The 19,622-nt window shown below is 66.7% G+C and carries 21 protein-coding genes; 14 read left to right on the top strand and 7 right to left on the bottom strand.

Going from position 1 to position 19,622, the window contains the following annotated elements:
• The first annotated feature begins 141 nt into the window (after positions 1–141).
• Positions 142–609 carry a gamma-glutamylcyclotransferase gene (locus tag HQ325_RS09220; RefSeq protein WP_222628240.1) on the top strand — a complete coding sequence of 156 codons (468 nt, stop codon included), beginning with the start codon at positions 142–144 and terminating at the stop codon, positions 607–609.
• A 20-nt stretch (positions 610–629) separates the two neighbouring features.
• Here HQ325_RS09220 and HQ325_RS09215 read toward each other — a convergent pair whose 3' ends face one another.
• The 3 genes from HQ325_RS09215 to HQ325_RS09205 are packed head-to-tail and all read right to left on the bottom strand — an operon-like array spanning position 630 to position 3,680.
• A complete protein-coding gene (locus HQ325_RS09215; protein WP_222628239.1) occupies positions 630–1,796 on the bottom strand; it encodes a M20 family metallopeptidase in 1,167 nt (388 codons plus the stop codon).
• Positions 1,793–2,965 carry a M20 family metallopeptidase gene (locus HQ325_RS09210; RefSeq protein ID WP_222628238.1) on the bottom strand — a complete coding sequence of 391 codons (1,173 nt, stop codon included), beginning with the start codon at positions 2,963–2,965 and terminating at the stop codon, positions 1,793–1,795. Before HQ325_RS09210 ends, HQ325_RS09215 begins: the two co-directional genes overlap by 4 nt.
• A 13-nt stretch (positions 2,966–2,978) precedes the next feature.
• On the bottom strand, positions 2,979–3,680 hold the full coding sequence (locus tag HQ325_RS09205) for an enoyl-CoA hydratase/isomerase family protein (protein ID WP_222627188.1): 702 nt from the start codon (positions 3,678–3,680) through the stop codon (positions 2,979–2,981).
• 89 nt (positions 3,681–3,769) lie between these two features.
• Here HQ325_RS09205 and HQ325_RS09200 point away from each other — a divergent pair, with 89 nt between their 5' ends.
• From HQ325_RS09200 to HQ325_RS09190, 3 genes are read left to right on the top strand one after another with little or no spacing between them, the layout of a single operon-like run.
• Positions 3,770–3,922, top strand: coding sequence for a hypothetical protein (locus tag HQ325_RS09200; protein WP_222628236.1), 153 nt, complete (start codon positions 3,770–3,772; stop codon positions 3,920–3,922).
• 55 nt (positions 3,923–3,977) lie between these two features.
• Positions 3,978–4,823 (top strand): purine-nucleoside phosphorylase, encoded by an 846-nt coding sequence (locus tag HQ325_RS09195; RefSeq protein WP_222628234.1) that lies wholly within the window; start codon positions 3,978–3,980, stop codon positions 4,821–4,823.
• A complete protein-coding gene (locus HQ325_RS09190) occupies positions 4,820–6,424 on the top strand; it encodes a phospho-sugar mutase (protein WP_222628231.1) in 1,605 nt (534 codons plus the stop codon). The genes HQ325_RS09195 and HQ325_RS09190 overlap by 4 nt, the downstream gene beginning before the upstream one ends.
• Here HQ325_RS09190 and upp read toward each other — a convergent pair.
• A complete protein-coding gene (gene upp / locus HQ325_RS09185; RefSeq protein ID WP_027503708.1) occupies positions 6,421–7,044 on the bottom strand; it encodes a uracil phosphoribosyltransferase in 624 nt (207 codons plus the stop codon). The two genes, HQ325_RS09190 and upp, sit on opposite strands and share 4 nt — an antisense overlap.
• A gap of 149 nt (positions 7,045–7,193) precedes the next feature.
• On the opposite strand from upp, the gene HQ325_RS09180 reads away from it, so the two are divergent.
• From HQ325_RS09180 to HQ325_RS09165, 4 genes are read left to right on the top strand one after another with little or no spacing between them, the layout of a single operon-like run.
• Positions 7,194–7,517, top strand: coding sequence for a type VII secretion target (locus HQ325_RS09180; protein WP_222628229.1), 324 nt, complete (start codon positions 7,194–7,196; stop codon positions 7,515–7,517).
• The gene (locus HQ325_RS09175) at positions 7,514–8,524 is read left to right on the top strand and encodes a C40 family peptidase (RefSeq protein WP_222628227.1); all 1,011 of its coding nucleotides are present in this window, start codon (positions 7,514–7,516) and stop codon (positions 8,522–8,524) included. Before HQ325_RS09180 ends, HQ325_RS09175 begins: the two co-directional genes overlap by 4 nt.
• Positions 8,521–9,036 carry a hypothetical protein gene (locus HQ325_RS09170; protein WP_222628225.1) on the top strand — a complete coding sequence of 172 codons (516 nt, stop codon included), beginning with the start codon at positions 8,521–8,523 and terminating at the stop codon, positions 9,034–9,036. Before HQ325_RS09175 ends, HQ325_RS09170 begins: the two co-directional genes overlap by 4 nt.
• Positions 9,037–9,046: 10 nt before the next feature.
• Positions 9,047–10,312 carry a primosomal protein gene (locus HQ325_RS09165; RefSeq protein ID WP_222628223.1) on the top strand — a complete coding sequence of 422 codons (1,266 nt, stop codon included), beginning with the start codon at positions 9,047–9,049 and terminating at the stop codon, positions 10,310–10,312.
• A gap of 15 nt (positions 10,313–10,327) precedes the next feature.
• Here HQ325_RS09165 and HQ325_RS09160 read toward each other — a convergent pair whose 3' ends face one another.
• Together HQ325_RS09160 and HQ325_RS09155 are read right to left on the bottom strand one after the other, a co-directional pair.
• A complete protein-coding gene (locus tag HQ325_RS09160; protein ID WP_027503713.1) occupies positions 10,328–10,669 on the bottom strand; it encodes a DUF2200 domain-containing protein in 342 nt (113 codons plus the stop codon).
• A gap of 161 nt (positions 10,670–10,830) precedes the next feature.
• Positions 10,831–12,051: a CdaR family transcriptional regulator gene (locus HQ325_RS09155; protein WP_222628221.1), complete on the bottom strand. Its 1,221-nt coding sequence runs from the start codon at positions 12,049–12,051 to the stop codon at positions 10,831–10,833.
• 126 nt (positions 12,052–12,177) lie between these two features.
• On the opposite strand from HQ325_RS09155, the gene HQ325_RS09150 reads away from it, so the two are divergent.
• From HQ325_RS09150 to HQ325_RS09135, 4 genes are read left to right on the top strand one after another with little or no spacing between them, the layout of a single operon-like run.
• Entirely contained in the window at positions 12,178–13,233 is a 1,056-nt protein-coding gene (locus HQ325_RS09150; RefSeq protein ID WP_222628218.1) for an NAD(P)-dependent oxidoreductase, read from the top strand.
• The gene (locus tag HQ325_RS09145; RefSeq protein ID WP_222628216.1) at positions 13,233–13,988 is read left to right on the top strand and encodes a hypothetical protein; all 756 of its coding nucleotides are present in this window, start codon (positions 13,233–13,235) and stop codon (positions 13,986–13,988) included. Before HQ325_RS09150 ends, HQ325_RS09145 begins: the two co-directional genes overlap by 1 nt.
• A 3-nt stretch (positions 13,989–13,991) precedes the next feature.
• Complete coding sequence (locus tag HQ325_RS09140; RefSeq protein WP_222628214.1) at positions 13,992–14,888, top strand: fumarylacetoacetate hydrolase family protein; 897 nt, start codon at positions 13,992–13,994, stop codon at positions 14,886–14,888.
• Complete coding sequence (locus HQ325_RS09135) at positions 14,885–16,240, top strand: MFS transporter (protein ID WP_222628212.1); 1,356 nt, start codon at positions 14,885–14,887, stop codon at positions 16,238–16,240. Before HQ325_RS09140 ends, HQ325_RS09135 begins: the two co-directional genes overlap by 4 nt.
• 161 nt (positions 16,241–16,401) lie before the next feature.
• Here HQ325_RS09135 and HQ325_RS09130 read toward each other — a convergent pair whose 3' ends face one another.
• Positions 16,402–17,142, bottom strand: a complete 741-nt coding sequence (locus HQ325_RS09130; protein WP_222628209.1) for a GntR family transcriptional regulator — start codon at positions 17,140–17,142, stop codon at positions 16,402–16,404.
• Between the two features lie 316 nt (positions 17,143–17,458).
• Between HQ325_RS09130 and HQ325_RS09125 the strand changes: the two genes are divergently transcribed.
• Both HQ325_RS09125 and HQ325_RS09120 read left to right on the top strand, forming a co-directional pair.
• Positions 17,459–18,094 carry a hypothetical protein gene (locus HQ325_RS09125; protein WP_222628207.1) on the top strand — a complete coding sequence of 212 codons (636 nt, stop codon included), beginning with the start codon at positions 17,459–17,461 and terminating at the stop codon, positions 18,092–18,094.
• Between the two features lie 124 nt (positions 18,095–18,218).
• Entirely contained in the window at positions 18,219–19,589 is a 1,371-nt protein-coding gene (locus HQ325_RS09120) for an MFS transporter (protein ID WP_222628205.1), read from the top strand.
• Positions 19,590–19,622: the final 33 nt, after the last annotated feature.

Genomic DNA, 19,622 nt, shown 5'->3' with positions numbered 1-19,622 from the left:
TCGGGAGAGTCCTGGCGAGTGAGGGTTGCTCACAGCCTCAAACCTATTCCACGGGGTGGTGCGGCTGCACGTCAGGCCGAGCCCATATCGGTGGGCACCTCGATCCGCGCGAATCGGGTACGACGGTTTAGGCTGACCGCCGTGCCGATCTATGCCGCTTACGGCTCCAACATGCACCCCGAGCAGATGCTCGAGCGGTGCCCCCACTCCCCTGCGGCCGGAACCGGGTGGTTGCCGGGGTGGCGTCTGACCTTCGGCGGCGGCGACATCGGCTGGGAGGGCGCACTCGCGACCGTCGTGGAGGACCCCGACTCGAAGGTCTTCGTCGTGCTCTACGACGTCTCACCGGAGGACGAGGAGAGCCTCGACCGGTGGGAGGGTTCCGAGCTCGGCATCCACCGCAAGATCCGCCTCCGCGTCGAGACGGACGACGAACCCGTCCTCGCGTGGCTCTACGTACTCGATGCCTACGAGGGTGGACTGCCCTCGGCGCGCTACCTCGGAGTCATGGCCGAAGCCGCGGAGATCGCCGGCGCCCCGGTCGACTACGTGCGCGACCTGCGCACCCGCAACAGCCGCAACGTCGGCCCCGGGACCTCGTCGCTCTGATCCTCGGGCAGCTCTGATTCTCAGGCGACGGTGTCGTCTCCCAGTCCTAGCGCCAGTGCCGTCATCGTGCGGACGCCGACGGCCAGCGCACGCTCGTCCAGGTCGAAGGTCGGCTGATGGATGTCGAGCTGAGGGCCGACACCCGACCACACGCCGAGACGCGCCATGGCTCCGGGCACGTGCTCCAGGTACCACGAGAAGTCCTCGCCGCCGCCGGACTGCGCGGTGTCGGCCAGGGCGTCCGGACCCAGTGAGCGGATGGCCGCCTCGAAGCGCCGGGTGGCGTGTTCGTCGTTGACCACGGGCGGCACGCCGCGGCGGTAGTGCACCTCGTACTTCACGCCGGTGGGCGCGAGCACGCCGGCGACGATCTCCTGCACCAGCGGCTCGAGCAGTGCCCACGTCTCGTGGTCGCCCGTCCGGACCGTGCCCGTGAGCATCCCCTTCTGCGGGATGGCGTTTGGGGCCTGACCTGCGACGACGGCGCCCCACACCATGACGGTGCTGGTACGCGGGTCGACGCGGCGGCTCAGCAGTCCCGGCAGACCGGTGATGACCGTGCCCAGCGCGTACACCAGGTCGGACGTCAGGTGCGGACGGGAGGTGTGTCCGCCGGCCGAGTCCAACCGCAGTTCCACGGTGTCCGCCGCGGAGGTGATCGCGCCCACGCGGATGCCGACGCGTCCGACCTCGAGACGGGGATCGCAGTGCAGCGCGTAGATCTGCGACACGCTCTCCAGCGCGCCCGCGGCCACCATGTCGAGAGCGCCCCCGGGCATGACTTCCTCGGCGGGCTGGAAGATCAGCCGGACGCCGTGCGGCAGCGAGTCGAGCGAGGCCAGCGCCAGCCCGGTCGCCAGCAGAACCGTCGTGTGGGCGTCGTGTCCGCAGGCATGGGACACGCCCGGGACCGTCGACGAGTACTCGGCGCCGGTGAACTCCGTCAGGGGCAGCGCGTCCATGTCGGCCCGGAGAGCGACGCGCGGACCGGCGGGGCCGATGTCGCAGATGACGCCGCTGCCACTGGGAAGCACCACCGGTGACAGTCCCGCGGCGGTGAGGGTCTCGGCGACGAACTTGGTCGTCTCGAATTCCTGCCTGGCCAGCTCGGGGTGCATGTGGATCCGTCGACGCCACGTCACGAGATCCGCCCCGTGTGCTGCGATCCAGGCGTCGGCCGGATTCATCGTCGTACCGTCCTCTCGTGTGTGCCCTCGACGAGTCGAGAGCGTTGCTGTGGGTCGGTGGCCGCCGCGACGGCCACCCGAGCGAGGGCGCGGGCCCCGTCGACGACGGCGCGGTCGGCCGACTCGGTGATGCACGCCGTGGTGAAACCCGGCTGGTGAGTGACCGCGCCGCCGGAATCGAGACCGATCACCGGATGGATGCCCGGGATCCGCGCGGTGACGTTGCCCATGTCCGTGCTGCCGAACGGGCGCGAGGTCTCGAACTCCTCGGGAACCAGTGCGCGACCGAGAGTGCCTGCGACACGACGGTATTCGGCCACCAGCCAGGGATCGGGAGTGAGTTCGGTGTAGGTCGGGGACACGGTGACGATCTCGTGGGTGCACCCGGTGGCCACCGCTCCGGCCTCGAAGCATCCCCGCGCGCGACGACCGAGATCGGCGAGTGCCTCGGCGGTGTCCGCGCGCAGGTAGTAGAACATCTCCGCAGATCCGGGAACGATGTTCGGGGCGGTGCCGGCGTGACCGACGATGCCGTGGATCTGCTGACCCGGACGAAGATGCTGGCGCAGCAGGCCGACACCGACCTGCGCGACGGTGACGGCGTCGCCCGCGTTGATGCCCCACTCGGGCGCCGCGGAAGCGTGCGCTTCACGCCCTGCGTATCGAACGGCGATGTCCGACAGCGCGAGTGAGCGCGCGGCGGCGATGTCGAACGGACCGGGGTGCACCATCATCGCCAGCGAGACGTCGTCGAACACCCCGGCGTCGAGCATGAGGACCTTGCCGCCGCCGGACTCCTCGGCCGGGGTGCCGAGCACTCGGACGGTCAGCCCCAGCTCGTCGGCGACCGACGCGAGGGCCAGCCCCGCACCGACCGCCGACGCCGCGATGATGTTGTGTCCACAGGCGTGGCCGATCTCCGGCAGTGCGTCGTACTCGGCGCACACGGCGACCACCAGCTCGCCCGAACCGTAGGTCGCGTCGAACGCCGTCGGCAGGCCCGCGACGCCCCGCCGCACCTCGAATCCGCCACCTGCGAGCAGATCGGCCGTCGCCGCCGACGCGAAGTGCTCCTCGAAGGCCAGCTCCGGACGCGCGTGCACGGCGTGCGACAGGGCGACGAGATCGCCGGTCGCGGCGTCGAGAACGGAATCGAGGGTCGAGGACACGGGACTCAGTGTGTCACTGCCCCAGTGAGAAGGTGCTCTCCGCCGTGGGGACGGACAGCGCGGCGAGGGTGCGCACGTGGATGCTGTCCTTGATGGACGTGAGGTTGGCGCCGCGGGTGGACACCCGTTCGGCCGCCTGCGCCACCGCGGTGGACAGCAGCTCGTCCTCGCCGGCGACGGCCTGCACGATGCCGAACTCGAGAGCGTCCGCGCCGCCGTAGCGACGGCCGGTGGTCATCGCGTCGATCATCGTCCGACTCGGCAGACGCTCGGCCAGCAGCGTCGACATGCCCTCGGTGAACGGCATGCCGAGGTTCACCTCGGGAAGGCAGAAGAAGCCCCGGTCCGCGCGCATGACGGACGTGTCGTGGCACAGGGCGAGCATCGCGCCGGCGCCGAAGGCATGGCCCTGCACGGCGGCGACCGTCGCCATCGGGAAGCGCAGCAGCCGGGTGTAGACGGTGTGCACCAGGTCGAGGTACTCCGGAATGGAGTCCGCGTGGCTGAACAGGTAGTCGGTGTCCAGGCCGTTCGAGTAGAACTTGCCGCCGCCGACGGTCACCAACGCGGCCGGACCCTCGGACGCCTCGGCCTCGTCGAGGAGCGTGTGCACCTGCTCGATCCACTCCGGGTGGAAGCGGTTCTCCGGGTTGACGCCGTCGGCGTGGGCGAGGCTGAGGACGAAGACGTCTCCGTGGCGATCGAGTGAAGGCATGGACGGATGGTACTCGCCGGTAACCAGACCCCGATCGACGCCGGAGACGCTTGGTTGCGCGGGACCGATTTCCGGAGGACCGTGCAGTCATGGCTCTCGCAGCGATCCTCCAGCTCGGTGTGATCGTGCTGCTCGCGGCTATCTCCGCGATGCTGCTGTTCGTCGGAGCATTCGGATCGGGAGCCGTACTCGCCTCGGCCGCGTCGGTGTGGTTCTGGCGGCTCTACCGAGCCCACACCTGACACTCCTCCGTCTCGCCTGCCGCGAACACCCGCCCGCGGCGATAGGGTCGGTCGTGTGAGCACTCCCCCCGTACCGGCCGACTCGGAGAACGCACTCGTCGATCCCGAGACCGATCCCACCGGAGCCGCGGAAGCGGCCGCCGCCGCCCTCGCCCGGATCACCGGCATCGCCGAGCACCCCGTGGCAGTGGTCCTCGGATCCGGGTGGCAGAAGGCCGCGGAGCAGTTCGGCACGCCCCAGCACATCGTCCCCATGTCCTCGCTGCCCGGCTTCGCCGCACCCAAGGCGCTGGGCCACTCCAACGCCATGTGGTCCGTGGACGTCCAGGGCACGCAGGTCCTGATCCTGCTCGGGCGCACCCACGCGTACGAGGGACATCATCTCGGCCGCGTGGTCCATCCCGTCCGCACGGCGGCCGCCGCCGGCGCTCGCACCATCGTCCTGACCAACGCGGCGGGCGGCATCCGTGAGGGCATGGCCGTCGGCGATCCCGTGTTGATCTCCGACCACCTCAATCTGACGGCGCGGTCGCCGTTGATCGGCGCCCAGTTCGTCGATCTGGTCGACGCGTACTCGGCCGACCTGCGCGAGGTGGCCCGAGGAATCGACCCGAGCCTGACCGACGGGGTCTACGCCGGACTGCCCGGCCCGCACTACGAGACGCCCGCCGAGATCCGCATGCTCCGCACGCTGGGCGCCGACCTCGTCGGCATGTCCACGGTGCACGAGACCATCGCGGCTCGGGGTGCGGGTGCCCGTGTCCTCGGTATCTCACTGGTGACCAACCTCGCGGCCGGGATGACCGGAGAGCACCTGGACGGCGACGAGGTGATCGCCGCCGGCGCCGCCTCGGCCGAGCGGATGGGAACTCTGCTGCGACGGTTGGTCCCGCAACTGTGAGAGATCTCGACGCCGTCGTCCGGCAGTGGATCGAGGACGATCCGGACCCCGCGACGCAGGCGGAACTGCGCGATCTCGACGCGAGCGATCTCGACGCGCGGTTCGCCGGCGCGCTCACGTTCGGCACCGCGGGTCTGCGCGGACCCGTGCAGGCCGGGCCGAGCGGCATGAATGTCGCCGTCGTCACGAGGGCCACACACGGTGTGGCGCAGTATCTCTCGCGTCATCACGCGACCGGCTCCGAGGTGGTGGTGAGCCGGGACGCCCGGCACGGCTCCGCGGAGTTCGCCGTCGCCGCGGCCGAGGTCCTGGCCGCGGCGGGCTTCCGCGTCACCCTGCTCCCGGACCCCGCCCCGACCCCGGTGCTCGCGTTCGCCACGAGGTCACGCGGCGCCGTCGCCGGCATCCAGGTCACCGCTTCGCACAATCCCGCGGCGGACAACGGCTACAAGGTCTACCTCGACGGCGGCGCCCAGTTGGTGTCGCCCGCCGACCGGGAGATCGAGGAGTTCATCCGGCAGGCGCCGGGTGCGTCCTCGATCGCACGCACCGCCGTCACGCCCACTGCGGACCCCGTGATCGAGCAGTACCTCGACCGCGTGGCACAGCGCGTTCCCGAGCGGCCGTCGCACTCCACCCTGCGTGTCGCACTCACCCCGATGCACGGGGTCGGCGGGCCCGTGGCCGTGGAGGCGTTGCGCCGCAGCGGTGTCACCGACGTCCACATCGTGACGTCGCAGTTCGACGCCGACCCGGACTTCCCCACCGTCACGTTTCCCAACCCCGAGGAGCCGGGCGCGGCGGACCAGGTGCTGGCGCTCGCCGCCGGGGTCGACGCGGCACTGGCCATCGCTCTGGACCCGGACGCGGACCGGTGCGCGATCGGCGTGCGCGGGCCGAACGGTGTCCGCATGCTCACCGGCGACGAGACGGGAGCGGTGATCGCGGACCACATCCTGCGGTCGGCGCCGCCGGGATCACTCGTGGCCAGCACGATCGTGTCGTCGAGCCTGCTCTCGGCACTCGCGCCCGCCCGCGGCGCCCGCTACCGGCGCACGCTCACCGGCTTCAAGTGGCTCGTGCGCGCCGGCGACGGCCTGGTGTACGCCTACGAGGAGGCGATCGGACACTGCGTCGACCCGGACGCCGTGCGGGACAAGGACGGCATCTCGGCGGCCGTGCTGCTCGCGCACATCGCGGCCGACCTGGCCGAGGAGGGACGCACGATCCTCGACGTCCTCGACGATCTCGACCGCGAGTTCGGAGCGCGCGTGGGCACCCAGGTGTCGCGGCGCGTCACCGACCTCTCGGAGATCGGGGACATGATGACGCGCCTGCGTTCCGCCCCACCGACGACCCTGGCGGGTGCGACGGTGACCGTGCGCGACCTCGATTCCCCTGACGCCGAGCTACGTACGGACGCAGTCGAACTGAGCAGTGAACGGTTCCGCGTCATGATTCGGCCCTCGGGTACCGAGCCGAAGCTGAAGGCCTACCTCGAAGTGGTCGAACCGGTCGCCACGGCGGAGGATCTGGCGCCGGCCAGGACTCGCGCAGCCGACACGCTCGAGTCCCTGGCCGACTTCGCCCGCTCGCTCTAGCGAGGGCCGAACTGGCGGTCCCCGGCGTCGCCCAGGCCCGGCACGATGTACGCGTTCTCGTTCAGCCCCTCGTCGATGCTCGCGGCGACGAGGCGCACGGGCAGTCCCGACGACGCGAGTGCCTGCACTCCCTCGGGGGCCGCCACGACGCAGATGCACGTGACGTCGTCCGCGCCGCGCTGCACCAGCAGCTCGATGGTGTGGACCATCGACCCGCCCGTGGCGAGCATCGGGTCGAGGACGTACACCGGGTAACCGGCCAGGTCGTCGGGCAGCGATTCCATGTACGGCACCGGCTGATGTGTCTTCTCGTCGCGCGCGATGCCGACGAAGCCCATCCGCGACTGCGGGATCAGCGAACTGGCCTTCTCGACCATGCCCAGGCCGGCGCGCAACACCGGCACCAGCAGCGGCGGCGACTTCAGGCGCGTCCCGGTGGTCACCGCGACCGGCGTCGTGACGTCGAACTCGACCACGGGCGCGTCACGCAGCGCCTCGTAGACCAGCATCTGCGTCAGCTGGCGCAGCGCGGATCGGAACGCGGGGTTGTCCGTCGACTGGTCGCGCATCTGGGTCAGCAGCGCGGACGCGAGGGGGTGGTCGAGTACGCGGGTGTCCATGTCGGGCGTGGTGTTCACCGGGATCACCCTAGTCGGCGAGCAGCGCGTGGCTCCGATCGAACTGATCCTCGGAATCGGGGAACCGTGGGCGTGTCCGCGCCGTCTGACTTCGAGACGGTGCGAGCACGCGAGTGAACGGTGGACCTGCAGTGGCCGAGAGCGGTACCAGATTCGACGTCCGGGTGGACGGTCTACACGACGGCGCCGGCCGTCTGACCGACGCCGCACTTCTCGTGCGGGACGCGTCCACGGTGGCACGGGCAGCAACGGGCTCCGCGGCCTCGCTGGGGATGATCGGCGCCGACTTCGGAGTCGCGTTCGCCGGTGCCGCGGCGCGCTACGCCGACGGCCTCGGCGCGCTGTCCGACCTGTTCGAGCACCTCGGGTCGTCCGTGCGCTCCGCTGCGCAGTCGTACGGCGACGGCGACACCGCGCTGTCCGACGTGCTCGTCGGCACCGGTGCACCGCGATGATCGATCTGCTGGCCGCGCCCCTCGAGACTCTGATCCGCTCTCTCGGCACCGGCTGTCCGTCCCCCGACACCGATTCCCTCGACTCGGGCATCGCGTCACTGTCCGACGCCTCGCGACAGGTGACCGACGGAGTCACCGCTCTCTCGGACGCGTGGTCCGGACCCGCGTCCGAGGCCGCTCTCGACCTCACCGTGCGCGGCGCCGCCGCGGCCGGGTCGATGATCGAGCACGCCGGCGCGCTGCAGTCACTCGCCGCCGAGGCGCAGGCGAGCGTGGCACGAGGGCTGGCCGAACTTCAGACCATCATGGCCGCATTCCTGACGGGCGCAGCCGCACTCGCACCCTCGGCCCTCACTCCGCCGGGACAGACGGCGCTCATCGCCCACGCGACACATCACCTCGACAGTGCTCTCGCTGTTCATGCCCGGGTGCGGGCGGAGCTCGACGCTCTGGCCGTACGGCTCGGAGCACTGGTCGTGCCGACGGTTCCCGCGCTTCCGTCCCTGTCCTCGATGCCGTCCCTCTCCTCGATGCCGTCCCTGCCCTCGTCGCCGGACGCGGCTCTTCGCGGTCTGTTCGCGCCGGAGGCCATCGAACCGACGACACCCGGCACCGGCACCCTCGTGACACTGCCCGACGGCAGCACCGCCGTGGCTCCCAACGAGCGCGCGGCCGGTGCCGTGCGCTTCGCACTGGCCCAGCAGGGCACGCCGTACGTGTGGGGCGGCACCACTCCGGGCCAGGGCCTGGACTGCAGCGGACTCACGCAGAGTGCGTACGGCACCGCCGGGGTCGACCTGCCGCGGCTGGCGGCCGACCAGGCGGTGGGCAGTCCGGTGAACGCGGAGGACCTCATGCCGGGCGACCTGGCCGTGTGGGACGGTCACGTCGCGATGGTGGTGGGAAACGGTCAGATGGTGGAAGCGGGTGATCCGGTGAGCGTCAGTGCTGTCCGAACGTCGAACGTCGGCATGAGCTTCCACGGCTTCTATCGGCCGACCGCATGACCGGCGGACATGCCACGTCCCGCGCCGGACGCATCGCGGTGTCGGAGTCCGGCGAGATCCTCGACCTCGAGTTGGAACGGGGCGAGCTCGCGTTCGGAGGTTCGGCGGTGGCCGCAGCGGTGCGCATGCTTCACGAGCTCGCACACCCGGTGCCGCCGGTACCAGCGTCGCGTTCTGCCGACGTCGGCGTGCACGACCTCTGGTCGGCGGGCTCGGCGCGACGAGTGTCGGCTCTGTTGCACAGCACTCTCGACGAGCTCGCACACGTGCGCGGCCGTAACGACAGGGACGATTCGCTCGTGCGTGCCGAGGTGGATGCGCACGGACGTCTGGTCGGCCTCGTCATCGACGACGGCATCCGGGAGATGCGCTGCCACCGCGTCGAGGTTGCGATCGTTCATGCAGTGAACACGGCCGTTCTGGCAGTGAGTATCGAGCGGGCCGACATCCATGCCGCCCTGCGTCTGGGGCTCGACACGGCGTCCAGTGAGGACGTCCGGCGGCTGGGATAGGCTCGCGGCCATGGCTGGAGACATCGTCCCGATCGAACTCGGTGTGACTGCCGGCGACCTCGTCACCCTGTGGGCGCCCGAATGGCGTGAGGACGGCGAGGAGTGGGAGGCCTTCCTCGGCCGCGAGGACGATCTCTACGCGTTCCCGTCGGTGGCGGAGATGGCTGCGTTCATCCGCACCGACACCGACAACGACCTCGTCGACCATCCCCAGTGGCGCACCGTCGTCGCGCTCTCCGCAGCCCACATCGAGCCGGACGACGACCACGTCTACGACCTCGTGGGGGTTCCGGAGCTCGCCGCGGGCGATCCGGACGAGGACTCGATCATCGAGCTGGCCCGCTCGCTGGAGATGGCACGCACGCTCGGCGAGGTCTGCGAACTGGATGCCGTCACCCGCTTCTTCTCCGCCAATGCGCTTCTCGGCGTGCTGTCCCGCGGCGCCGACGCGTTCGTCGGGCGTGAGGGCTCGCAGCTGTGGAACCGCATCGGTGCCGTCGTCGCGAAGGGGTGGGACGACGTTCTCGACGCTATCGACACTGTCCTGACGACTCCTGATGTCGACGCCGACGCGACGGCCGTGGCCGATGCGGAGATCACGGCCGCAGCCGAGAACATCGTCGACGCAGAGGATCTGGACGACGAGGACATCGACACGGACGACGACACCGCGTCGGACGACTCCGACGTGCTCGTGGTCCCCGTCGACACCGATGACGAGGACGAGACCTTCTGGGGCTCCGTCGGTATCGATCCGGTGCGCATCATCACCTCGGAGGACACCTACTACACACTGCGCTGCTACCTCGACGACGAGCCGCTGTTCCTGGGACGTTCGGGCGCGATCTTCGTGTTCGGTAGTGAGCGCGCGCTCGCCCGCTACCTGGCCGACGATCACGACCACGACCTCACGACGGTCAGCACGTACGACGACGTGCGCACCGCGGCCGTCGACGGCTCCCTCGACGTGCAGGTGACCGACGAGAACGTGTATGTGCTGCCCGGGCTCGCCGACGACCTGGCCCGCGGGCCGGAATCCGTCGACGCCGATCAGCTCGATCTCGCCGTCGAACTGTTCACCGACGCAGCCGACTACGCCAAGGACGCGTCCGTCGAGGAGGCACTGGCGCCGGCCACTCCCCTCGGCTGGCTCATCTCCTACATCCTCGAGCCGGTGGACGGACGCATGGCTCCGAGCGCCCCGTTCGACGCAGAGGCGGAGTCGTGGCGCGCCCTCGAGCGCGAGTTCGAGACCCGGTTGCGTCCGACCACCTGACTGTCGGCGCGCCGATCAGGCGCGCAGGATCTTCGCCATCGGTCGCCCCTTGGCGAGCTCGTCGACGAGCTTGTCGAGGCGACGGATGTTCTGCATCAGCGGATCCTCCACCGACTCCACCCGCACCCCACACACCGACCCGGTGATGAGCGGCGCGTTCGGGTTCAGCTGCGCGGCCTCGAAGAAATCGAGGAACGTCGTGTCCGCCGAGAGGTGCTGCGCCAACTCGGCGTCATCGAAGCCCGTGAGCCAGCGGACGACCTCGTCGAGCTCGTCCTTCGTCCGACCCTTGCGCTCCACCTTGGTGACGTAGTGCGGGTAGACGGACGAGACGGGGGTGGTGAAGATGCGGTGCACGGGTCGGATCTTATCTGCCAAATCGACGACCGATACTCGGTTCGCACACCCGCTTATTCTGCATCCACTGATCCTCTGAATCTGCACGGCGCGGACCGATTCGCTCGCATCGATGCCCGATCGATCCGGGTTGTCGGGCGCGAGTCGATTCTCCGGCAGTGCTATTGAGCAGAATGTGTCACACGCGGATCGCCGTCGCCACCGGCATGGTCGAACGGCGTCGCGTGTTCGAGCTCGTGGCGATGACGTGCAGCCAGGTACAACTCGACGAGGTCGTCGAACACGAGGGGGTTCCGGCCAGTCAACTCCGAGATACGTTTGGCCCGCAATGCCACGGTGTTGACGTGCACGAATAGCTGAGATGCAGCCCGTGCCTGGGACAAATTACAGTCCGCCAGCGCTGCCACGGTGTCGAGCAGTTGGGGTCGGCTGATCAACGCACCGATTCGACTGCGTACGAATTCACCGCGAGCTGGTGGATCGGCGCACAACAGCACGTCGAGCAGAACCTCCCGGTAGTGCCAGACACGCGGGCCTTCGCCACTTCCGAGCGCAACATCACGCACCTTGACTGCGTGACGGTAGGACTCGTACCCCGATCTCAACGTCGGCACCGTGCTCCCCAGGTAGACAGCCCTGCAATCCTTGGTTCCGATGAGACCGCCCATTATCATATCGAGAGATCCAGACGACGGGCCCTCGTCCGCTCGCAGGAAGAGAACGATGACACCGTCGCTCGCTCGGGAGATCACCGACCCGTTCATCGAGGAGGTGAGCGCGGTGACCGCACGCCTGCGAAAGCGTTGACTGGCAAGCGGATCCGCACTGACCGCGAGCTCGAGGACCGCACACAGGCACGGCCGTGTGGAATCGAACTCCAGGACGTCTGCCCAACGATCGATATCGTCCTGATCGACCGCCAGCCCTTTCGTCAAGGCCGTGGTCAACTCTTCCTCGGCTCTCGCACGTACCGCATCGAGCGCGGACGACGCATCTCGATAGGCATCGATCATCGAGTTGGTCAGTGCGTCGAAGCACGACAGGGCGCGCTCGATACGCTCGGTTCCGGTGGGAGCGGTTCGCGAACGTTCGACGTGGAGCAGCACCACGCGTTCCGTCGAGCGGAACGCCTGAATGACCGACTCCAGCGGCACGCCCTGCCTGGCCCTCAGCTCTCCGAGTTCCCGGGCGTGGACCAGTTCCGACGGTGCGGGATTGGTTCCGCGATCGAGACATCCCAGCACGACGACGACGTTCATCCGCACGAAGTGTTCGAGTTCCGCGTGATCGAAGACCGCACTGGTGTACCCGCGGTAGGTGTTCCAGATGAGGTTCGACGCCTCACCGGTCAGCTCCCCGACCACATCGGCGTTTTTCGTCACTGCACCATCGTACTGTGGTGATCCCACACTCCGGAGGTGGCAAACACTGGTGTATGCGGCGGTGTCACCTCGACTCGTGTGCGACCAGGCTATATGTCACAGGTCACATAACAACGAGGAGTGCAGATGAGCATCACCCGCGAGACCCCTCCCCCGTCCGTGACGTTCGACGGAGTCGACGCGATCGAGGATGCACTCGCCACGCCGTCGCCCGCTCTGATCGAGGCGATGTCGACGATCGACGGCGACATCGTCGTTCTCGGTGTCGGTGGAAAGGTGGGTCCCAGCGTCGCGGCGATGGCACAGCGCGCAGCCGATGCAGCCGGCACCGACACCAGAGTGTTCGGTGTCGCACGATTCTCCGACCCGCACAGTCGCGAGTTCCTCCAACGGAACGGCGTCGAGTGTGTTCCGGCCGACCTGACAGACGACGAGCAGCTGCAGAGGCTCCCCGACGCCGCCAACGTCATTTACATGGCAGGCCACAAGTTCGGTACGACGGGTAACGAATCGTTCACCTGGTCGATGAATTCCTATCTGCCGGGCCGTGTGGCGACGCGGTACCGAGACAGCAGGATCGTTGCGTTCTCCACACTCGTCACCTACCCGCTCGCCGATGTCACGACTGGCGGATCACGCGAGAGCGACCCGTCCGGTCCCATCGGCGAATACGCCGCCTCGTGCGTCGGACGGGAACGCATCTTCGAGCACCACTCCAAGCAATTCGGTACGCCCGTCGTCCTGTTCCGACTCGGGTACTCCATCGAGACGCGATACGGAGTGCTGCAGGAGATCGCCCAGGCGGTCAAGGACGGCGTCGAGATACCACTCGAGATGGGCCATGCCAGCGTCATCTGGCAGCGCGATGTCGCCGACTACGCCATTCGCTCACTGACACTCGCGCAGTCACCCCCGAGACGGCTCAACATCACGGGTCCGGAGATCGTCTCGATCCGATGGCTCGCGCACCGGTTCGGCGAGAAGCTCGGGCGCGAGCCCATCTTCTCGGGTCGCGAGACCGGGACCGCCTACGTCATGGATGGTTCCGCACTTCAGGCCGAGTTCGGTTTCCCCACGACCACGCTGTCCACGATGATCGACGCAGTGGCGGCCTGGGTCGCCGACAGCGGTGACACACTCGGCAAACCGACGAAGTTCCAGCAACGCCAGGGCCTTTTCTGATGACGCGACAGATCGACCACGACGTCTCACCCGTAATTCCGGGCGCACCCGAGGGCACACTGATCAACGTGATATCGGTGGACCGCGCCGACCTCGCCGAGTTCGACAGTTGGTACTCCACCGAGCATTTCCCGGAACGGCTGGCAGTGAGCGGTTTTCGGACAGCACGACGTTTCGTCGAGCATCCGGATCGTGGACGGGGGCTGGTCGAGTTTCTGTCGATCTACGAGACAGATTGCGTCGACACTCTGACGAGTTCCGAGTACCTCGCCGCATTGGACTCGCCGACACCACGCACCACGGCCGCGGTGGCACTGTTCAGAGAGAACGAGCGCACCGTCGGGCGTCTGCACTATCGACAGGGATTCGGCCGCACAGGCGAGGTCCTACTCGGACGCATCACCTGCACCCGAGACGACGTGGCCGCACTCGTTCAGGGCCTGACGCGCCTAGCAGGCACGACGATCGACAGCGGTAGCGCCGACGGAGTGACGATCTACGAAAGCGACCCGATCGCAACGTCGGCCAAGGACGACACCGCGGAGGGGCAGGCCGTCGGCGACCTTCGCGAGGCATCGGAAGTCGAGTCCACCGTCGCGCTGTTCGTGATCGTGGAACGCCACGGATCACTCGCCCCGGCACCCGTCGGCACCTTCATCGACGCCGTGTCGGCACTGGGTCCACCCGTCCGGTGGTCGACCTACCGACTCGTGAGCGCTCAACAGGCCACGTCCAGTCCCGGAAAGGACAGCTGAACCATGCGTATTGCCAACCACGACGACCGCTTGACACTGCTGGCAGGCGACACGGCCATCGATGTCGCGACTGCGAGCGACGGCCTCTTCGATCACCGGATCGAGCACATCTACGACCGGTGGGACGAATTCATCACCTGGTGTCGGCATCACGCCCCGCGCGCCCAGTCGGCCGACGCCGCCGGTCCGGGGGTAGCCGCTGTCGGCGCTGTCAGTCCACGACCGCGTCAGATCTTCGGGGTGGGTCTGAACTACGTCGACCACGCCGCCGAGGCCGGATCGCCTCTACCCACGGTCCCTTTGCTCTTCACCAAATTCCCTTCTGCAATAGCCGGCCCCAACACCACCATCACGCTCACCGGCCCCAGCGTCGACTGGGAAGTGGAACTGGTCGTCGTCGTCGGCCGCCGCTGCGAGAAGGTGAACCGCGCCGATGCCTGGAGTCATGTCGCAGGGTTGACCGTCGGACAGGACATTTCCGATCGCGACGTACAGCTGCAGGGGGCCAACTCGCAGTACAGCTTCGGGAAGTCCTTCGAGAACTTCGCCCCGATCGGGCCGGTACTCGTCACACCAGACGAATTCGACGACCCGGACTCACTCGCACTTCGGTGCTCAGTCAACGGCGAGATCATGCAGGACGGCACCTCGTCGAACCTGGTGTTCCCTGTCTCGGAACTCATCGAGTACATCTCAGCTCGCGTCACCCTCTTCCCCGGGGACCTCATCTTCACAGGTACTCCAGCAGGCGTCGGTCTCGGCCGCTCCCCCCGACGGTATCTACGCGCCGGTGACGTCATCGTCAGCACCATCGAAGGTATCGGTGGGATGACCAACAAGATGACTGATCTGGAGTCCGCCTCGCCCGAGTCACGTCACCAGGCGGCGGGTGCACGATGAGCGCGCACCACGTATCCGGCGCCGCACCCGCCGCCACGCGCCTCAACGCCGAAAATGCCTACACACCCAGGGAACGCAAGACCGTCCTGACCTTCGCCATCGTCGGTGCCCTGATCGAGAGCATGGAGCTCAATCTCCTCAGCTACCCCCTGCGAGACCTGTCCGACTCGTTCGACGTGTCGACCCAAGCAGTGGTCACGGTGATCACCCTGCAGAGCATCGCGTCGATTGCCGGTGGCTTCATCTTCGGGTGGACGGCCGACAAATGGGGGCGGCGTCCCACGTACGTCGCTTTCACCACGATCTACGGAACGCTCGCCATCCTCGGTGCTTTCCTGACCAACTTCGAATTGTTCACCATCACCCGAGTCGTCGCCGGTATCGCGATGGGAGGTGCTTTCGGTGTCATCTTCGCGATGTTCACCGAGACCTGGAAGACGAAGAACCGTGGCCTGATGGGCAGTGTCCTTCAAGGCATGTTCATCTGCGGCACACTCATCACACAGGCAATCCTGTTCGCCACCATCACCTCGTTCGGTTCGAACACTGGATGGCGTACAGGTTTCGTCGTCATCGGCGCGATGAGTGTCGGCATCGGTGTGGTCGCGTTTCGCTCGCTGCCAGAGTCCAAACTATGGCGTGCTGCGCGCGATGCCGACACGGCGACCAGTCGACAGGGACTCGGCGAGGACGGATCGGACGAGCGGCCTTCCGCACCCGTGCCCCCGCCCACCGAACACAGGACGCGCGTGGTTCTGGGCGGGTTGTTCCTCACACTGGCGACAACGGGAATCTTCGCGGCGAGCTACTGCTACATCACCTTCGGTCCCACCTATCTCCGTGAATACGCCGGCCTGTCTCTCGGATGGTCGACCATTGTTCTGTCGATCGGGACGCTGCTCGGTATTGCGTCCTACATCATCTTCGGCGCACTCTCCGATCGGATCGGTCGACGAGGCTCGACCTTCTGGTCCTGTGCTGTGGGCGTTCTCGGGTTCGGGCTGTTCCTGACGATCGGATCCGACACGGAAACCGTTCAGGGAACAGGTGACACGTGGTCTGTAGCGACCGCTGCCCTCGCGGGCGCGGCAATCGGGTACGCGGGATTCGGGGTCATCGGTACCTGGATTTCCGAGTTCTATCCAACCCGTTACCGAGCGCTTGGTTCAGGCGCCACATACTACGTCGCTCGAGGCGTGGGATCCGGCCTCTTCCCTCTGTTCGCACTCATGGCAGCGGACGGGAACGTGCACCGCGCAATGGGATTCGGAGTCATCGGCGCCATCGTGGGCATGATCGGGTGCCTGTTCGTTCCTGACACGAGAGACAAGGTCATCACCACCGGCTCATAGATCTACTCGATACCCCCGGACCCACCTCAGGCGTTCGGGGGTATCTTGTGGCAGACCCGGCCGACACAGACTCATTCGTCATCGACACGACATCGTTGGTCTCGAACGCTCCCGGATCTGCAAGCAACGGGCCGCCGTTTGATCGAGAGGCCAGCGATCGATCATGTCGCTTCAGAATTGGGTGGTACCACCAACCCCGAAACGGCAGTTCGATGCAGAGTCGCAATATGCACGTCCATGGCGCGCTTGGCCGACGACGGATTCCCCGCCACCACCGCGTCGAGAATCTCTCGGTGCTCGACGACGATCAAGTGAGGATCGGGCGGCATGACGCCGATACTCTGCAGCCGAAGCAAGTCATCGAAGATGGCGCGCACTGACTCGGCCAAACGATGGCTGTCTGCGATGTTGGCAATCTTTTCGTGATACTGACGGCACAGTCCGTCGAACTCCAGCGTGTACGTCACCCCGGCAACCTCATCCGACTGCCTCAACAGTTCGAGCAACTCAGCATGGTTTTCATCTGTTGCCCTCGCGGCCGCTCTCTCGGCAGTTGCGGTTTCGATGACTGATCGCATGACATAGATATCGCGAATATCGTCGATCGACAGCGCGCGCACCATGAAACCCTGATTCGGCACCACAGTGACAAGTTTCGATTGTTGTAGAGACAACAAAGCCTCCCGGACGGGAGTGCGAGAAACACCGAGTTGCTCTGCGACCGGAGCAATCTGAATCATCGTCCCGGGTTTGATGGTCCCCGTGATGATGTGCTGCCGCAGGTGGTCACGCACCCGGTCGGACAAGCCACCACGGCGGCCGGGCCCTGCCCGACGACCATCGACCCACTCGTCGGAGGACGGCACCGCGGCCGGTGGGGGCACGCGATCAGCCTCAGACATAGTTGCGACGATATCTCATGCAGATCGGCGGTTGTCTGCGTCGGAAGCGCCACGGCGGTTGGATCGCCCCGGCCACAAGCCCCTAGACCGCTGCCGTTCCCGCCGAACCATCAATGTCGCGCGACCTCTTGACTCCAACCATGACGTCCGCAAGACTGAGTAATATGTTACCTGCATTTCACTGACCGGGACCTGCGTGCTGGGCCCACCGGCCTACCGATGTCCCCGTACCGAACGGACCCACATGCCGCACGATCTGCTCGACTCACCCGCCCGTCCCAGGGTCGGACTGCTCATCCCGTCCTCGAACACAGTCATGGAGCGCGATCTTCGCCGCGATCTGCACGATGTCGCCGACGTGTATTCGGCACGCATGTTTCTCACCGAAGCGACGAATGCCGCGGAGTCCAGAATGTTGGATGACCACTTACCGCAAGCAGTCGCCGACTTGGCCACGCTCTACCCGCAGATGACGGTGTTCGGATGCACCAGCGCCGGTGCCCTTCGCGGTACCGACTACGACTCCGCGTTGTGCGCGCGAATCTCCCACATCACAGATTGCCCCACCGTCAGCACGATCGCTTCAGTGAGCCTCGCCCTTCGGAAAGCGACGGCGGAACGTGTTGCCGTGCTGACGCCGTACATCGACGAGGTCAACGAGAAGCTCGAGGCCAGCCTCACCAGCGACGGCATTCCGGTTGCCGGTATCGCGGGGCTGGGCATCAGTGACAATTTCCTTCTCGCCGGACCGACGCCCAGCATCATTGCCGAGCACGCACTGCGATTGATCACCGAAGCGGAGGCGGACCATCTGTTCATCTCCTGCACCAACTTTCGAGCCGTCGAGGCACTGGATCTCATCCGAAGAGCTACGGACGTCCCCGTTGTGACCAGTAACTCGGCCGTTGCGGCGGCGATCAGGACCCGCCTGGCCACCACAACAGCGGTCTGAAGCATCTCCCATCTCACTCCACCTCTGCGGCCAGAGGTGTGCCACTTGCCCCTTTGCGGCGCACGCCGACCACGCGCCTCTCCAGGCACCCCCGTCGCCCCCCCACATCCACAGCGGAGACTCGATGACAACCAATTCGTACAACGACCAGGCCGACGGCCGACCCGTTCAGAACCCCGCGGCACCCCCCTCGACTCGCACGTCGTCCGACTCGATACGAAAGACCACCATCGCCTCGATGTCGGGAACCGTCATCGAATGGTTCGAATTCAACCTGTTCGGGGCCATGGCGGCACTGGTTCTCGGTCCCTTGTTCTTCCCATCGGACAACGAGTTGACCAGTCTCCTGCTGTCGTTCGCCACGTTCGGCGTCGCTTTCATCGCACGCCCGATCGGCGGCATTCTGTTCGGCCATTTCGGGGACAAGTACGGGCGCAAACGTACTTTGGTCGCAGCACTACTGCTGATGGGTATTCCGACTTTCGCGATCGGGTTACTGCCCACCTACGCGACTGTGGGAATCCTGGCGCCCATACTGCTGGTACTCGCACGCATCATGCAGGGCCTCGCACTCGGCGGCGAATACGCCGGAGCCGCCTTGATGGTCGTCGAACATCGCGACGCTACGAACAGGCGGGGTTTCTTCGGGGCCTGGATCGGCAGCGCGTCCCCTATCGGTTACATTCTGGCCGCCAGTTTGATCGCAGGGGTGTCGGCCGGCATGTCGGAAGATGCGTTCAACTCCTGGGGATGGCGCATCCCGTTCCTGCTCAGCGCTGTCATGGTTCTCGTCGCGCTGTACATCCGGTTACAGATCGAAGAATCGAGCGCCTTCGAAAAGCTTGCGACGCAACGGCCCGAGACAGTAGAACCGACCCGCATTCCATTCATGATCCTCGTCCGGGAATATCCCCGCCAGGTGTTCGCATCGATCGGTGCCAATCTCGCGATTCAGAGCGGCTACTACCTGGCCGTCATCTTCGGGCTGTCCTATGCCAGGAATCAAGCCGGCTTCTCCTCCACCCGGAGTTTGATCCTCGTTCTTGTCGCGGCAGTGTTCTACTTTTTCTCCATTCTTGCGGCGGGGCGGTGGTCGGACCGCGTCGGGCGACGGGTTCCGATGACGATCGGAGCAATCGGGTTCGCCGGCTGGGGATTTGCCATTTTCCCGCTGATCGACACCGGTAGCTCACTCCTCGCAGGGCTGGCTTTCACCGTCGCACTCGTGCTTCAGGGCTTGATCTATGGCCCGGTCAGCGCGTGGATGTCCGAGCTGTTCGGTACCGAAGTGCGCTACACCGGGGTCTCGTTCGGATACTCGATCGCCGCCGTGATCGGCGGCGGAATCACACCGGTTCTGTCCATCTGGCTATTGGACAAGTTCGACACCACCGTCCCGATCTCCGCGGCCGTCGCCGCAGCCTGCGCTGTCACCGTGGTGGCGCTGGCAGTGACCAAACTGCGCGTGGCGCACACGGATTCCGCTATCACGTAGCGGACCGCTACTGCACTGATCAGCCATACCCCC

The sequence above is a fragment of the Rhodococcus sp. BP-349 genome (genome assembly GCF_019835845.1).
Lineage (GTDB): Bacteria > Actinomycetota > Actinomycetes > Mycobacteriales > Mycobacteriaceae > Rhodococcoides.
Note: the sequence above shows the minus strand (reverse complement) of the source record. Positions and strands in the feature narration are given on the sequence as shown.

Coding starts and splice junctions, on each gene's coding strand:
- HQ325_RS09145 (WP_222628216.1), top strand. CDS start 13,233: ATGACGCGACAGATCGACCACGACGTCTCACCCGTAATTCCGGGCGCA.
- HQ325_RS09205 (WP_222627188.1), bottom strand. CDS start 3,680: ATGCCTTCACTCGATCGCCACGGAGACGTCTTCGTCCTCAGCCTCGCC.
- HQ325_RS09140 (WP_222628214.1), top strand. CDS start 13,992: ATGCGTATTGCCAACCACGACGACCGCTTGACACTGCTGGCAGGCGAC.
- upp (WP_027503708.1), bottom strand. CDS start 7,044: ATGGACACCCGCGTACTCGACCACCCCCTCGCGTCCGCGCTGCTGACC.
- HQ325_RS09170 (WP_222628225.1), top strand. CDS start 8,521: ATGACCGGCGGACATGCCACGTCCCGCGCCGGACGCATCGCGGTGTCG.
- HQ325_RS09175 (WP_222628227.1), top strand. CDS start 7,514: ATGATCGATCTGCTGGCCGCGCCCCTCGAGACTCTGATCCGCTCTCTC.
- HQ325_RS09200 (WP_222628236.1), top strand. CDS start 3,770: ATGGCTCTCGCAGCGATCCTCCAGCTCGGTGTGATCGTGCTGCTCGCG.
- HQ325_RS09135 (WP_222628212.1), top strand. CDS start 14,885: ATGAGCGCGCACCACGTATCCGGCGCCGCACCCGCCGCCACGCGCCTC.
- HQ325_RS09165 (WP_222628223.1), top strand. CDS start 9,047: ATGGCTGGAGACATCGTCCCGATCGAACTCGGTGTGACTGCCGGCGAC.
- HQ325_RS09215 (WP_222628239.1), bottom strand. CDS start 1,796: ATGAATCCGGCCGACGCCTGGATCGCAGCACACGGGGCGGATCTCGTG.
- HQ325_RS09125 (WP_222628207.1), top strand. CDS start 17,459: ATGGAGCGCGATCTTCGCCGCGATCTGCACGATGTCGCCGACGTGTAT.
- HQ325_RS09130 (WP_222628209.1), bottom strand. CDS start 17,142: ATGTCTGAGGCTGATCGCGTGCCCCCACCGGCCGCGGTGCCGTCCTCC.
- HQ325_RS09120 (WP_222628205.1), top strand. CDS start 18,219: ATGACAACCAATTCGTACAACGACCAGGCCGACGGCCGACCCGTTCAG.
- HQ325_RS09150 (WP_222628218.1), top strand. CDS start 12,178: ATGAGCATCACCCGCGAGACCCCTCCCCCGTCCGTGACGTTCGACGGA.